Origin of the sequence: Selenobaculum gibii (assembly GCF_030273445.1) — a bacterium.
In the GTDB taxonomy this organism is placed as follows: Bacteria; Bacillota; Negativicutes; order ICN-92133; family ICN-92133; genus Selenobaculum; species Selenobaculum gibii.
In genome coordinates this window covers 1,778,573-1,794,575 of the sequence record NZ_CP120678.1, presented here as the reverse complement: position 1 = coordinate 1,794,575, position 16,003 = coordinate 1,778,573, and the positions used below count along the sequence as shown (strand labels likewise).

Below are 16,003 nucleotides of genomic sequence, written 5' to 3'. Positions count from 1 at the left end.
TACGCAAGCAATTATTTTAACAATGAATTTATACAAAAAGAAAGGAAATGATAGCTATTTTAATTGAAACCGAATATAGAAAGTCGTACCATTTTCAGAGGAGTCAATATTTATAGTAGCGTTATGTTTGATTGCGATATTATAGCAAATTGCTAAACCTAACCCGGTTCCATTTTCTTTTGTTGTAAAAAATGGCGTACCAATTTTCTTGATAATTTCGGGAGGAATTCCTAATCCTTGATCACTGATTGATAGTAACACTGTATTTTCATTTTCTAATTTTGTAGTGATTTTTACTTCGCCGCCGTTTGGCATAGCTTCTAATGCATTGCGAACAAAATTTAAAATAAGCTGACGAATTTCTTTCCCATTCATTAAGAATTTAGGAATTTCATTTAAATCTGTATTGATATCTTGATTAATAATTGTCACGCTTGTTTTTAACAAAGGCATAATACGAGTGATTAAGTCATTTAGGTTCTCCGCATTAGGTTTCATTGGTTTACTGCGAGCTAATAGAAGATATTCGGTAATGATTGTATTTGCACGATCAAGTTCTTCAATCATAAGATCAAAAAAAGTTTTATGTTGATTATATTCGGATTTCTTTTGCATCATTTGCAAAAATCCACGAATTGAAGTCATTGGATTACGAATCTCATGACCAACACTAGCTGCCAATTCACTAGTAGTTTTTAGATTTTCAATATAGGAGTACTCTGTTTCAAGATTTTTTTCACTGCTAAAGGATCTTGGCTGAAGAATTTGTACTGAAGTCATATTTAAAATAGAAATTATGCTTTGGCGGTTCGGAAGAACTGTAACAGATATATATACAGTCAAACTTCTATTATCTTTAAATTTTAAATCAATTATGTATTGGGAAGGTACACTACCAGGATTAATATATCGCTGACGATGATTATAAAGTAAATGTTGATAGCAATCGCTAGAAAGAATAGGCGATTGGAACTTCTTTCCGATAATGAATTTGCGTTTTACTTGGAATAATTTTTCGTAGGCCGCATTTACTTGGAGTACTTTGATATCGTCATCAATAACAAGTAATGCGGTTGGATTATGTTCAAAAGCTTGAGTATAGAAATCGTCAGTGGATTCCCAAAGTTCATTTATCATTGCACTGCTCATTAAATGTAATCTCCCAACGTAAATTTATTTTACAAATTGCACACAAATATATTATATACCACACGTGGCAATAAATACCTTTTTTATTTTTTTGTTTTTTTACCAGTTTTTTTTCGATTTAATTGTATTCCCAGATAATAGACTGAAAAGTATATAATATACTTTAATGTAATAATAGTATATAATCAAATCAATTGTAGCTCTTGGAGGTAATAAATATGTATAATATAATTTTATTTGACTTAGATGGCACTTTAATAGATTCTGAACTGGGAATTGTAAGATGTCTGCAATACTCTTTAAAAAAGATGGGAATAGTAGAAAGTGATACAGAAAAACTACGACGCTGCATTGGACCCTCATTATTGGAAACCTATTGTAATCTATATGGGATGAATATGGAAGACGGATGGAAGGCTATTCATTTCTATCGGGAAAGATTTGATAAAATTGGAATTTTAGAAAATACTTTATATGAAGGAGTTGATAAATTAATTAAAAATTTATCTCAAGCGGGTAAAATTGTTTTATTGGCAACGGCAAAACCTACTGTGCAAGCGAAAATTATTTTAGAACGATATGAATTAACAAAATTTTTTCATACAATATCGGGGAGTAATCTTGACGGGACGAGAATAAATAAAGCGGAAGTTATTGCATTCGATTTACAACAGCTGCCCCATGTGAATTTAAAGGAAGTCGTAATGGTTGGTGATCGTGAACATGATATTATCGGAGCCAAAGCAAATGGTATTGATTCTATTGGTGTTACTTATGGCTTTGGGGGAGAAGCTGAATTGAAAGCTGCAAATGCTGATTATCTTATTCATTCTGTAAAAGAGCTGGAAAAATTACTATTGCTACATTGATTTTATACATAAATTTCATCAAGAATAATGAATTAAATGGAGTTTATTATTCTTTTTTTTCTTATATACTCATAAACTGAAAGGAAATTTATTTTATTAGGTTGTTTTTATCTGAGGGCTATTCCACTCAAATTAGCGAAATACGGATTCATATAAAAATTTTTAGTATGAATTGCTTATAAAAATCCTATTTTTTATTAATGATAGTTAAGAGTGGCTAAGTTCTAGGATAAGAGTGGCTAGGTTATAAAGTAGCTAGTCTTTATCCGAATCTAGTCTACTTTATAGAAATAAATAATCTGTAGTTGAGGTATGAAAGTATGAAGAAAAATCCTGAACAAAAATTTCGTCGCTTAGTTGCAGGAGTAGATGAATGTATTCCTTTACTTGATGGTTCTGAAGTAGTTGGAATAAATTTTGACAATGCGGCGACAACACCACCTTTTAAAAGTGTATTAAAAGAGTTAAATGATTTTGCACCATGGTACTCATCTATTCATCGAGGGACAGGATATAAATCAATTTTATCCTCGGATTTATTTGAAAATGGTAGAAAACTTATCAAAAAGTTTGTAGGCGCTGATTGTGATGATATTGTAATTTATACAAAGAATACGACAGAAGCAATTAATATTGTCGCAAATGCATTGCGTTATCAGGCAGAAGGAAAAATTGTGCTTAGTACGGATATGGAGCATTTAGCAAATGATTTACCTTGGCGTAGTAGTTTTGCGATGGACTATGTGAGGATAAATCATGAGGGGAAACTTGATTTAAATGATCTGGAGTATAAATTAAAAGGATACCAAGGAAATGTTCGATTGGTTGCGGTCACTGGAGCTTCTAATGTTACAGGCTATATTAACTCCATTCCACAAATCAGTTACTTAGTACATCGGTATGGAGCTGAGCTTTTGATTGATGGAGCTCAATTGGTTCCACATCGTGAGATTCATATGAAAGAAGAAGGAATTGATTATCTAGCTTTTTCGGCGCATAAAATGTATGCACCTTTTGGTTCTGGAGCGCTGATTGGAAAACCAGAAATATTTACTCACTGCCAACCAAACACAAAAGGTGGTGGAGCTGTAACACTTGTTACCCATGATTTTGTTGATTGGGATAAACCTCCTTATAAAGAGGAAGCAGGGACGCCAAATGTTATGGGGGTGGCAGCTCTGTTAGCTGCGATTCATTGCCTGCAAAAGCTGGATATGGAAGAGGTTCATGAATATGAACAAGATCTGATTACGTATATTATTAAAGGACTCCGAAAAATAAAGGGAATTGGGTTGTATGGATGCCCTAGGGAATGCAAGGATAAAGTTAGTATCATTGCATTTACACTTCCAGAAATAGAGCATCGTTTGATTGCGAAAATTCTTTCTTATGAAGGTGGAATTGCTGTACGTAGCGGATTATTTTGTGCACATCCATATGTTCAGAAACTGTTGGGATTAAGCAAGGCGGATATTGAATGGTATCGGCAGAATCCGCAAGTAAATTTTCCGGGTTTAGTTAGAGTAAGTTTGGGGATATATAACACATATCAAGAGGCGGATAAACTTATCCAGCACGTTTGCCGAATTGCAGAAAATATTAGCTACTATAAAAAGAAATACAAAAAAATATATGAGCAGAAGGAAAATAAGTTATTACATCCATTATGTCGGCAGCTACCATAAGCTATTCTTTTAGATAGCCTTGCAAGATGTTGTATTTTCGAATGAAATAATAAGCAAGGATAAATGTGCATAAATCCGCAAACGGTACAACAAGCCATATTCCGTTGATTGAGAAAATTTGTGGAAGGATTGCCATTTTTTATTAAGGTAAAAAAGCTAAATGTTTTTTTAAATTATTTGTCATAAAAACTCCTGTATTTGTAAAAATAAATTAAAGCCTAGCTATCTGCTAGGCTTTTTTAATCGTAATTTTATTTACTAGCTAAGTTGGTTATCTAAAAATTTAAGTCTTTTGTACCAAATCAAAGCTTTTAGTTCAGCACTTTACATGTCTTGGTTTTTGGTGAAAACTAGGGGTTTATAGAGACTTAGATTGCGACTATGTTTTTAGTTAAAATAAAAATATTGGCTGAAGCTTTGCTTATTATAACATTGAAATATTGATTATAGTATGATGAAAGATTTAATAAAAAATGTACAAGTAGTCCATATATTAAAAGTGCGTTAGAAAGGATTTAAGAAATATTTTGTAAAGCTGATAGGATTTTTGACAAATAGTGCGAATAAAAATAGTGTAAGCTTTTATTTTTAGGAGGTTTGACTTTTGCAAGGGATACGGGGCGCAATTACTGTAGGTGAAAATAAAAAAGAAATAATTTTTGAAGCTGTACAAGATCTATTGAATCAATTAGTAGAAAAAAATGATTTAGCGTTATCTGATATTGGAGCTGCTATTTTTAGTGCAACACCAGATTTAAATGCTGCTTTCCCAGCAGCGGCAGCGCGAAAAATTGGTTGGAATTTAGTTCCTTTGTTTGGCACGCAAGAACTTGATGTTGAAAATGGTCTAGATATGTGTGTGAGAGTTCTTTTATTGGTAAATACAGATAAAAAACAAGAGGAAATTGCTCATGTATATTTAGGAGAATCTAACTGTTTAAGACCGGATTTAGCAAAGAATATATTAGATTAATTCATGATAAGGAGTGATGAAATAGTGAAAAAAGTTGTACATTCTAAATGTGCCCCAGCGGCTATTGGACCATATTCGCAAGCAATTAAATCAAATGGTTTTTTATTTGTATCAGGACAAATTCCAATCAATCCAGAAAGTGGTGAGATTGTTGAAGGCGGAGTAGATGTTCAAACAAGGCAATCTTTAGAAAACTTAAAAGCAATTTTAAATGACGCTGGAATTGGTTTTGAAAATGTGGTGAAAACAACTGTATTTTTAAAAAATATTAATGATTTTGTAGCGATGAATACAGTTTATGCAAATTATTTTAGAGAACAATGTCCAGCTAGGGCATGTGTTGAAGTTAGTAACCTGCCAAAAGGTGCATTAGTTGAAATTGAGCTTATTGCGACTATGGGAGAATATTCTTATTAATAAAGAAATGACATAATTATCATAAGAAATTCGATTCGAATTATTAAAAAAATTTCATTGCGTGATATTTTGAAAATAACTGTCATCCCTTTGGAAAGACGGTTATTTTTTATGAGTAATAGATCTTTGTCACGGTTTTGTCACGGTTTTGTGATATGTTTAATTTAAATTTTGGGATTTCATGGGGTGAATAGAGTGAGATATGATTTGTCTAAGCTTGACAAAAAAAAGTTGGTAATTATCTTAATTTTAACGTGTGTAATATTGAGCGGTTTTCATTTTTTATTGAACCGTAATGAGGTTCAAAAAAATAGAGAGGTAGTCAAGCCAGAAGTTCTCACTTATACTGTGCAGAGAAAAGATATGATGAGAAGGATTTCGTTATATGGAGAAACTATTGCTGAGGCGAATATTGATATTGCTCCTAAATATACGGGGCGAATAAAAGATGTGCGTGTGAGTTTAGGGCAAGTAGTACATAAAGGAGATGTATTACTGGTTCAAGATACTGGCGATTTAGATTTATCTATTTTACAAAATAATGCGGCAAGTCGTCAGGCTGAAGCTGACGCACAAGAAGCAGTGGCAACTTATCAAGCGTTGTATGATAAAGTGAATGCAAATTATCAGCATGATAAAACGAATTATGAACGATATGCGACGTTATATGATCAAGGGGCAATTTCAAAAGAAGAACTAGAGAAAGTATCGCAGAAAATGATTGATAGTAAATCAGCTTTAGATACATTGCTTAATCAACGCATGGCAGAAGAAACTCCTGCGAGTGTAGAATCAAAGCTTGCGGCTTGGGAGAAATCACAAAAAGGTGAAGCAATGCTAGCGAAACAACGCGATGATTTAATATTGTATGCGCCACGTGATGGCGTGATTGGATATCGAAATGCTGAAGTAGGTGCGATTGCACAGGCTGGGCAAAAAGTATTATCTTTGGTGGATAATAGTAAGATTTATGTGGATTGTGAACTTTCTGAAATGGATATTGCAGCAGTTAAAGTTGGTTTGCCTGTCGATATCAATATTGAAGCTTTAGGCAATACATATCATGGTGACGTTATTTATGTCAGTCCAGCTGCGGACGTTGCAACTAAACATTATATAGTAAGAATTGAATTGAAAAATATAGATGCACAAGTGCTAAGTGGTATGTTTGCTCGTACTGACCTCTATAGTTTACAGCGCAAGCAAACGTTAACGATTCCGAAAGAATCATTGATGCAGCGAAATGGTAAAGAATATATTTTCTTAGTGGATGAGAACAACAAAACACAAGAGAAAGAAGTTACTACAGGTCTTAGAAATGACGAAGAAATTGAAATTTTAAGTGGCGTTGTAGAAGGGGATATCATTGCGATCAGCAATTTGGCAAGATTGAAAAATAATATGTCTATCAATGCAATCAGTCAAGAATCGCAGGTGGATCCATCATGAATTTAACGCGATTTTCTATTCAAAGGCCTATTGGCATAACAATGATTGTGCTTTTTTTCATAGTATTAGGCTTGTTTAGTTATTATCGAATTGGTGTGGAACTTTTACCGTCATTAAATACTCCATATGTTACAGTTTCGGTAGATTATCCAGGTGCAAGTGTTGAATCTGTGGAACAGCAAGTAATAAAACCGCTTGAGGATGCTTTATCTTCCGTTCCAGATTTAAAACATATGACGGCAGAGGCATCGTCGGGGAATGCTCGAATTTTTTTAGAGCTGGATTTTTCAGCAAATGCAGACTACTCCTCCATTGAAGCGACGAAAAAAGTAAATGCAATCCGAGGTCGTTTACCGGATGAAGTAAAGGAACCTGTGGTAATGAAACGGGATATGAATGACTCTCCAGTGATTGAACTCGCGGTTTTATCTGACGACTCATTAAGTGATATGTATTCAATGGTGAGTAATACATTTCAAGAGCGGATTCAGCAAGCTTCGGGTGTAGCAGAAATTGAAATATATGGCGGGCGTGCTAAAGAGGTTTCAATTGATATTGATAAGGATAAAATGGCATTTTATCATTTGTCTTTAGATCAAATTATCAATAAAATTAATTCGGAAAATGAACTTATGCCGTCTGGTTCCGTATATACAGATACACGAAAGACGGATATCCGGGTAACTGCGCAATATCAGGATGCTGCTGAAATTGAAAAAATAAAAGTTGCAAATAATTTAGGGCAGAATATTCCAATCACAGCTGTAGCAAATATTAAAGCACAAGATGCCCGTGCCGACCGATATGGAAGAGTCAATGGGCAGGACGCAATTTCTTTGGCGATTTATAAAAATAGCGATGCGAATATTGTAGCGACTGCGGATGAAGTGTTAAAAAAAGTTTCCGAATTAGAGGCGGAATATCCTAAATATAAATTTATTGTTGTAACGAATTCGGCAGAATATGTGCGAAATTCGTTGAACAATACATTGATGACGCTAATTGAAGGTTTATGTACAACTGGGCTAGTATTATTCTTATTCTTACGTGGCTGGCGTTCAACACTTACTGTTATGCTTGCAATACCAACGTCGCTTATCTCTACTTTTTTTGTTATGTATATCGCTGGTTTTACCTTTAATATGATGTCATTGATGGGGATGGCTTTATGTGTAGGGATATTGGTTGACGATTCTATCGTTGTACTTGAAAATATTTATCGGCACATGAATATGGGGAAAGAGAGTAAGCTTGCAGCTGAAGAAGGAAGAACTGAGATTGGCATGGCGGCAATCGCAATTACACTTTGCGATGTTGTAGTATTTTTGCCAATTGCCTTTATGACTGGAATGACAGGACAGTTTTTTAGGCAATTTGCTTTGACGATCGTTTTTGCTACGTTATTTTCTCTGTTTGTTTCTTATACGCTCACGCCAATGCTAGCATCAAGATTTTTCCCAAATGGCATAAAAATGCCTGTAGGGAAAGTTTGGCGATGGATGGACTGGTTAGAAGAATCAGCCGTAGCAAAATATGAAAGAATTTTAAAGTGGAGCTTATCTCATGCAAAAAAAATTTTAACGGGGGCATTATTTCTCTTTGTTTTAGCAATGAGTTTATTTCCCTTAGGCATTATTGGTGCAGAATATATGCCAAAAACTGATGAAAGTAGTTTTGAAATCAATGTAGAATTACCAGTAGGTGCAACGGTTGAACAGACCGATATGGTAATTGCGCGAATTGAAAATTGTGTAGAACAAATACCGGAAGTAAAGCATTATTTATCGCGCATTGGTGGAAAAACGGCAAACAGTGGGAGAATTATGGTGCAAACAGTTGACCGTAAAGAGCGGTCGAGCAGTATTTGGGAAATTGCTGATGAAGTAAGAACATTCTGCAAAACAGAGGTTACGGATGCAACGGTAAGGGTAACGGAAACGCAGTCATCCATTGCTGGGGTATCCAGTGGTGGCAGTAGAGGTGGGAGCGGGAACTCTTTACAAGTCGAATTGTATAGTAATAATTTAGATGCGTTGGTAAATACTTCATATCAAGTGCAGGATCTTTTCGCAAATATTTCGGGTGTAAAAGATGTGCGCAGTTCCTATACGGAAGGAATGCCAGAAATGCAGCTAACACTTGATCGAGAAAAATTGAATTATTACAATACTTCAATTGGCGATGTGGAGAAGGCCTTTGCATCGGCGATTGCAGGAAAAGGTGCAGGTGTAATTGCCAATGATGCACATAATAATGATAAAGATACAGATATTAATGTTCGTTTTAAGGGCAGTGACGGGTTTAAACGCTCTGATATCGAGAGAATACCGATTTACTCCAGTGGCAGAGCGATCTTTTTGGGGGATATTGCAAAAATTGAAGAAGGTGTTGGTCCGGTTACAATTCGGCGTGTAGATAAACAACGTGCAATTAATATCAGCGTGAATCCAGGCGATCGCACGCTAAATGAATTGATGACAGAAGTAAAGCAGGCGCTGGATAGGGCAAATCTAGATAAAAGTATTTCCTATAAATTTAAAGGTGCAGCTGATCGTATGATGGATACCTTTACTGAAATGCTGCAAGCTTTATTTTTATCACTGATTCTCGTTTATATGTTATTAGCTGTTCTGTATGAATCTGTACTTACCCCATTTATTCGGATGTTTTCTTTGCCACTTGGCATGATTGGGTCATTGTTATTTTTGCTGATAACAAATAATTCAATCAATCTGTATTCGTTAATTGGAATTTTAGTGATGGATGGATTGGTAGCGAAAAATGGTACTTTATTACTAGACTATACCTTGACGCTTATGGATCGAGGAATGAATGCATACGATGCGATTATTGAGGCTGGTAAGGTAAGATTAAAACCTATTTTTATGACAACGCTTACGATGGTCGTTGGCATGATGCCGACAGCTTTAGCGATGACAGAAGGATCTGAAACTCGCGTAAGTATGGCATGGGTAATTATCGGAGGTCTATTATCTTCAACTATATTTACTTTGCTTGTTATACCAATTATCTTCTTATTTTTTGAAAAAATTCAGCTTGGCGCAAAAATTAATCAATGGTATAAGAAAATTTTTTCTTAGCAAAATTCTATTTTTTTATTAAAAAAAATTGTCCTTGTGAATCTAAACCTGCGTACATTACCTCATGTGGGCTAATAATATTTTGGTTTTGAAGTTGTGCATCTAGCCATTCTCTTGATATCTGTTGTTTTACTAGATTTTTATGAATAATTTCACCGTCCATGATCAACTCAATAGGCATTTGAATTTCTTGTGGTGTGATGTTTAAATCTTTTTTGCTTACAGGTTGGTCTTGGACTTTTTTTATTATACTTAACTCGCCTGTAGTTTCAAAGATTGCAAACTGTACTTCGCTAATGTCTAAAATCCCCTGTTGGCGTAATTGAGCATTTAATTCATCTAAGTCATAACGCAGAGACTTCATATTGTCGCGCAGTATTTTTCCATTTTCAATAATAATTGTTGCTGACCCTTCAATAATATGACGAAGATACCTGTTTTTTATTGTAGTTACTGAAAGAAGATAAGTTAAGGCGACAAATAGAATTAGATCGTAAAAATGGGGAATGAATTTTTCTTGTTCGGCAGCAATGATATTACCAGCAATAGAGCCAATCGTGATGCCACTGATATATTCATAAAAAGTAAGTTGTCCAACTTGTGTTTTACCAAGAAATCTTGTGAAGACAAGTAAGCTGAGAAAAACGAGGGCTGTTTGCCACGTATCGCGTAATACTTCATGAAATTCCATTTATACACTCCTCAATGATATAATTTAAAATAGGTTGCTAATTTTTTAGGAAAAATGATATTTAAAGATTTTGTTTATTGTTTGTAAAATCGGTTTATACTATGTGTGCTTTTTTAAATTTTTACGTAAAATAATAAACAAAATGTGATATAATAATATGCATGCTTACAGGGGGCTTGATTTGATGACCAACCTCTTTAAAATTCTAGAATTTTAAAAGGAGAATCAAGTCTCACTTGATAAAGGAGTGTCTAAATGAATATTTTTCGGAAAAAAAGTATGGAAGTTTTATCTCAGGAAGCTTCCAATACATCGTTAAGAAGGACGCTTGGCGCGTTTGATGTTATTATGCTAGGCGTGGGGATTATTATTGGAACGGGGATTTTTGTTTTAACTGGTGTAGCGGCGGCACAATATGCGGGTCCAGCTCTAATGCTATCTTTTGTAATTGCGAGTGTCACTTGTGCATTTGTAAGTTTGGCATATGCAGAGTTAGCTTCAATGGTTCCGGTTTCTGGTAGTGCTTATACATATACATATGCTTCAATGGGAGAATTTCTCGCTTGGCTAGTTGGATGGAATTTAATTTTAGAATATTCTGTGGGTGCTAGTGCTGTAGCTGGTGGATGGTCTGCTTATTTTGTTGGATTGATAAAATCGGCTGGCATTGATATCCCTTTAGCAATTACTGCAGTTCCGGCCGATGGCGGAATAGTGAATTTACCAGCGATTATTATTACTTTGTTGATGACTTATTTATTAGTTTTAGGAATTAGAGAAAGTACTACGGCAAATAAAATTTTAGTAGCTGTAAAATTTGGTGCGATTTTCTTATTTTTATTTCTTGCAGGTCCTAGAGTAGATGTAACAAATTGGCAACCATTTATGCCATTTGGTTTTGCTGGTGTTTCAGCAGGGGCAGCAGTTATTTTTTTCGCCTATTTAGGATTTGATTCTGTCGCAACAGCAGCAGAAGAAACAAAAAATCCTAAGAGGGATATGCCAATTGGTATTATTGGGTCCTTGATAATTTGTACGCTGCTATATATTTTGGTGTCAGGTGTTATGACGGGGGTTGTCCATTATGAATTACTTGATACAGCAGAACCGGTTACTTTCGTTTTAAGGCAACTTGGTTATCATTTTGGTTCAGCGATTGTGGGGACGGGTGCATTAGCAGGTCTTACGACTGTTTTATTGGTTATGATGTATGCGCAAACACGGGCATTTTATGCAATTTCACGTGATGGTCTCATTCCTGAATGGCTTTGTACAATTCATCCGCGCTTTGGAACACCTCATATCATTACAATTTTAGTTGGCTTAGGTGTTGCATTGATTAGTGGATTTACACCAATTCATTTAGTTGCTGAAATGTGTAGTAGTGGAACATTATTCGCATTTATTATCGCCTCAATTGGGGTTGTTGTGATGAGAAAAAAATATCCTGATGCAGAGAGACCTTTTAAATGCCCGGCAGTTTATGTGATTGCAGCTTGCGCAGTCATATCATGTGCTTATGTTATGTTGAATTTGGCATTTATGACATGGGTTAGATTTATTGCATGGAGTATATTAGGTACAATTATTTATTTTGTGTATGGTTATTCACATAGCGGATTAAATCATAAATAAAAGCTATTCTTTTTTATAAGTATAAGAGAAGCAAAAAGCTTTTGTAAAAAAGATTTTTGCTTCTCTTATTGATAGTATAATAAATTTTATTTATAAATAACAGCTTTATTATAGATTATAATAATATGATTAAGCGGTATATATTTACTTTTTACTTTCATCATTGTATAATATCAATAATAAAGGAGTAACTGACGAATAAAAATAAGAAGAAAAAGAATAAAAATACACTAAATGGATATAAAAATAAAATAATTTGCTTATGTATTATAGTAACCTTTGAATATTTTTCTATTTAAAGCGTTACTATATTTCATATAAAGGTAATTTTCTAATTTAGTGAAGTGTTGTAAATTTTTATTGATTATATTACAGGGATGATAAGGGGGATTTATTATGGGAAGAAAAATGAAAACGATGGATGGTAATGCTGCTGCGGGGTATATTTCTTATGCTTTTACTGATGTTGCGGCGATTTACCCAATTACTCCATCATCGCCAATGGCAGAGTATGCCGATGAAATGGCTGCAAAAGGAAAGAAAAATATCTTCGGGCAAACAGTAAAAGTGATTGAATTACAGTCAGAAGCAGGAGCAGCAGGAGCAGTTCATGGTTCATTACAAGCGGGTGCACTTACAACTACTTATACAGCATCGCAAGGTTTATTGCTAATGATTCCCAATATGTATAAAATCGCAGGGGAATTACTACCAGCAGTATTTCATGTTAGTGCTAGAGCTATTGCGGCAAATTCCTTAAATATATTTGGTGATCATCAAGATGTAATGGCAGCTAGGCAAACTGGTTGTGCAATGCTTGCCGAAAGCAGTGTACAGGAAGTTATGGATTTAAGTGCAGTTGCGCATTTAGCCGCGATTAAAGGGAGAGTACCGTTTATTAATTTCTTTGATGGTTTCAGAACTTCACATGAAATTCAAAAAATTGAGGTGCTTGAGTATAACGAGCTGGGAAAACTTCTTGATATGGATGCTGTTGAAGCATTTAGAAAATCAGCATTAAATCCAGATCATCCAGTTTTGCGTGGAACAGCACAAAATCCAGATATTTACTTTCAAGAACGTGAATCTGTAAATAAATTTTATAATGCACTTCCAGAGATTGTTGAAGAATATATGGAAAAAATCAATGCAATTACAGGTAAAGATTATCATTTATTCAACTACTATGGAGCAAAAGACGCAGAAAATATTATTATTGCAATGGGATCAGTTTGTGAAGCGATTGAAGAAACTGTTGATTATTTAAGGGAAAAAGGAGAAAAAGTCGGACTACTAAATGTCCATTTATATCGTCCCTTCTCTATTGAACATTTCTTTAAATACTTACCGAAATCAGTAAAACGGGTAGCCGTTCTTGATAGAACAAAAGAACCTGGAGCCTTGGCAGAACCACTGTATTTAGATGTAAAAAATGCATTTTATAATACTGATATGCGTCCGATGATTATTGGCGGACGTTATGCATTAGGTGGCAAAGATATTACGCCTAGTCATATTGTTTCAATTTATGAAAATTTGAAACAAGAAAAACCAAAGGATAATTTCACAGTGGGAATAGTAGATGATGTAACGTTTACGTCTTTACCATTGCCAGAACATGATATTGATACTACTCCAGAAGGAACCGCGGCATGTAAGTTTTGGGGAATGGGTTCTGATGGTACAGTTGGTGCTAATAAAAGTGCAATCAAAATCATTGGTGATAATACCGATTTGTATGCACAAGCATATTTTGCTTATGATTCTAAAAAATCTGGTGGGATTACGATCTCGCATCTTCGTTTTGGAAAATCCCCAATAAAATCGCCTTATTTAATTCATAAAGCAGGTTTTATTTCTTGTTCACAACAAGCCTATGTAGATAAATATGATTTATTGGCTGGGCTTAAACCAAATGGAGCATTTTTATTGAATACCAGTTGGTCTAGAGAAGAATTAGAGCAAAATCTACCGTTAGCAATGAAACAGTATATTGCTAAAAATAAAATTAATTTTTATACAGTAAATGCAGTTGGTATTGCCCAGGAAATTGGGTTGGGTGGACGTTTTAATATGATTATGCAATCGGCTTTCTTTAAATTGGCTAATATTATTCCGATTGATATGGCAGTAAAGCATTTGAAAGATGCCGTTATTACTTCCTATGGAAATAAAGGAGAAAAAGTTGTCAATATGAACTGTGCGGCGATTGATCGTGGAATTGACAGTTTAGTTAAAGTAGAAGTGCCGGATAGCTGGGCTGATATAAAAATTCCAGAAATGAAGCGAAGAAATATTCCTGATTTCGTTAAAAATATTCTTGAGCCAATGAATCGTCAAGAAGGTGACAATTTACCAGTTAGTGCATTTCAGGGTATGGAAGATGGTACTTTCCCGCTTGGAACATCTGCATATGAAAAACGTGGAGCTGCAATTAAAGTTCCAGAATGGATTGTTGAAAATTGTATCCAATGCAATCAATGTTCTTATGTTTGTCCGCATGCAACGATTCGTCCGGCTTTACTTAATGAAGAAGAGGCGGCAAACGCACCTAAAGAGATGAGGTTAAAAGATGCTGTTGGAGCTAAAGGCTTGAAATATACGATGGCGATTTCTCCCTATGACTGTACAGGATGTGGAAATTGTGCACAAGTATGTCCAGCGAAAGAAAAAGCATTGGTAATGAAACCTCTTGCAACGCAGATTCATAAAGAAAATACAAATTGGGAATATGCAATGAATGTATCCCCTAAACCAAATCCTATAAATAAAATGACGGTAAAAGGAAGCCAGTTTGAAAAACCTTTATTGGAATTTTCCGGAGCTTGCGCTGGGTGTGGAGAAACCCCATATGCCAAACTGGTTACACAATTATTTGGTGATCGCATGATGGTTGCGAATGCAACGGGGTGTTCTTCTATTTGGGGAGCGAGTGCACCATCTATTCCATATACAACAAATCATAAAGGGCAAGGACCAGCATGGGCGAATTCATTATTTGAAGACAATGCGGAATTTGGCTTAGGGATGTTGCTTGGAGTGAATGCGATTCGTGAAGGGATTGCGGAAAATGTAAAATCAGTATTAAATGAAGCAATTAGTCCAGAATTGAAAGCTGCTTTGACAGAATGGCTGGATAAGATGAATGAAGGTGCAGGAACACGTGATCGTGCTGAGGCTGTAGTTGCGATTTTAGAAAAAGAAAAAGGTGATGACAGATTATTAAATAAAATCTATGATAATAAACATTTCTTAGTAAAACGTTCGCAATGGATCTTTGGTGGCGATGGCTGGGCTTATGATATTGGTTTTGGTGGATTAGATCATGTATTGGCATCAGGAGAGGATGTTAACGTCTTGGTATTTGATACGGAAGTGTATTCAAATACAGGTGGGCAATCCTCGAAATCAACGCCAGCGGCAGCAACCGCACAATTTGCAGCGAAGGGGAAAATGACGCGAAAGAAAGATCTCGGGATGATGGCAATGAGCTATGGTTATATTTATGTTGCACAAGTTGCGTTGGGGGCGGATAAAAATCAAACATTAAAAGCGATTGCAGAAGCAGAAGCATATCCGGGACCATCTTTAATTATTGCGTATGCACCATGCATTAGTCATGGAATAAAACTAGGGATGGGATCCAGTCATTTCGAAACTAAGCGTGCGGTAGATGCAGGATACTGGTCAATGTATCGTTATAATCCGTTATTAAAAGATCAAGACAAGAATCCGTTTATTTTAGATTCTAAAGCACCTACAGCAAACTTTAAAGAATTCCTTGAAGGCGAAGTTCGTTATACTGCATTGCAAAAACAATATCCTGATATTGCAGAAAAGTTATTTGCAAAAACCGAACAGGATGCGAAGGAACGTCGTGAAAACTATGAAAGATTAGCTGGTAAATAATAAAAATTCCTGTAGAAGTTAGATTTTTAAATCTATGCCTCTACAGGATTTTTTTATGTATTTTAGAAAAGTTAGGACTTGTTTACTATAAGGAAAAAATATAATATATAGGTAAATATAGAGAG

The 16,003-nt window shown here is 35.0% G+C and carries 10 protein-coding genes; 8 read left to right on the top strand and 2 right to left on the bottom strand.

Features of this window, described 5'->3' with window-relative positions:
- Positions 1–54: 54 nt before the first annotated feature.
- Positions 55–1,149 carry a two-component system sensor histidine kinase NtrB gene (locus tag P3F81_RS08500; protein ID WP_147669729.1) on the bottom strand — a complete coding sequence of 365 codons (1,095 nt, stop codon included), beginning with the start codon at positions 1,147–1,149 and terminating at the stop codon, positions 55–57.
- 218 nt (positions 1,150–1,367) lie between these two features.
- On the opposite strand from P3F81_RS08500, the gene P3F81_RS08495 reads away from it, so the two are divergent.
- The 6 genes from P3F81_RS08495 to P3F81_RS08470 all read left to right on the top strand — a co-directional run bounded on the left by P3F81_RS08495 (position 1,368) and on the right by P3F81_RS08470 (position 9,643).
- Entirely contained in the window at positions 1,368–2,018 is a 651-nt protein-coding gene (locus P3F81_RS08495; RefSeq protein WP_147669730.1) for an HAD hydrolase-like protein, read from the top strand.
- Positions 2,019–2,338: 320 nt separating this feature from the next.
- Positions 2,339–3,703, top strand: a complete 1,365-nt coding sequence (locus P3F81_RS08490; RefSeq protein ID WP_147669731.1) for an aminotransferase class V-fold PLP-dependent enzyme — start codon at positions 2,339–2,341, stop codon at positions 3,701–3,703.
- A 604-nt stretch (positions 3,704–4,307) separates the two neighbouring features.
- Positions 4,308–4,676, top strand: coding sequence for a chorismate mutase (gene aroH, locus P3F81_RS08485; RefSeq protein ID WP_147669732.1), 369 nt, complete (start codon positions 4,308–4,310; stop codon positions 4,674–4,676).
- Positions 4,677–4,700: 24 nt separating this feature from the next.
- The gene (locus P3F81_RS08480; protein ID WP_147669733.1) at positions 4,701–5,093 is read left to right on the top strand and encodes a RidA family protein; all 393 of its coding nucleotides are present in this window, start codon (positions 4,701–4,703) and stop codon (positions 5,091–5,093) included.
- A 195-nt stretch (positions 5,094–5,288) separates the two neighbouring features.
- Complete coding sequence (locus P3F81_RS08475) at positions 5,289–6,542, top strand: efflux RND transporter periplasmic adaptor subunit (protein ID WP_147669734.1); 1,254 nt, start codon at positions 5,289–5,291, stop codon at positions 6,540–6,542.
- A complete protein-coding gene (locus tag P3F81_RS08470; protein ID WP_147669735.1) occupies positions 6,539–9,643 on the top strand; it encodes an efflux RND transporter permease subunit in 3,105 nt (1,034 codons plus the stop codon). Before P3F81_RS08475 ends, P3F81_RS08470 begins: the two co-directional genes overlap by 4 nt.
- A 7-nt stretch (positions 9,644–9,650) precedes the next feature.
- Here P3F81_RS08470 and P3F81_RS08465 read toward each other — a convergent pair whose 3' ends face one another.
- The gene (locus P3F81_RS08465; RefSeq protein WP_147669736.1) at positions 9,651–10,334 is read right to left on the bottom strand and encodes a YetF domain-containing protein; all 684 of its coding nucleotides are present in this window, start codon (positions 10,332–10,334) and stop codon (positions 9,651–9,653) included.
- A gap of 255 nt (positions 10,335–10,589) precedes the next feature.
- Between P3F81_RS08465 and P3F81_RS08460 the strand changes: the two genes are divergently transcribed.
- Complete coding sequence (locus P3F81_RS08460) at positions 10,590–11,969, top strand: amino acid permease (protein WP_147669737.1); 1,380 nt, start codon at positions 10,590–10,592, stop codon at positions 11,967–11,969.
- 396 nt (positions 11,970–12,365) lie between these two features.
- Positions 12,366–15,878: a pyruvate:ferredoxin (flavodoxin) oxidoreductase gene (gene nifJ, locus P3F81_RS08455; protein ID WP_147669738.1), complete on the top strand. Its 3,513-nt coding sequence runs from the start codon at positions 12,366–12,368 to the stop codon at positions 15,876–15,878.
- Positions 15,879–16,003 lie beyond the last annotated feature (125 nt).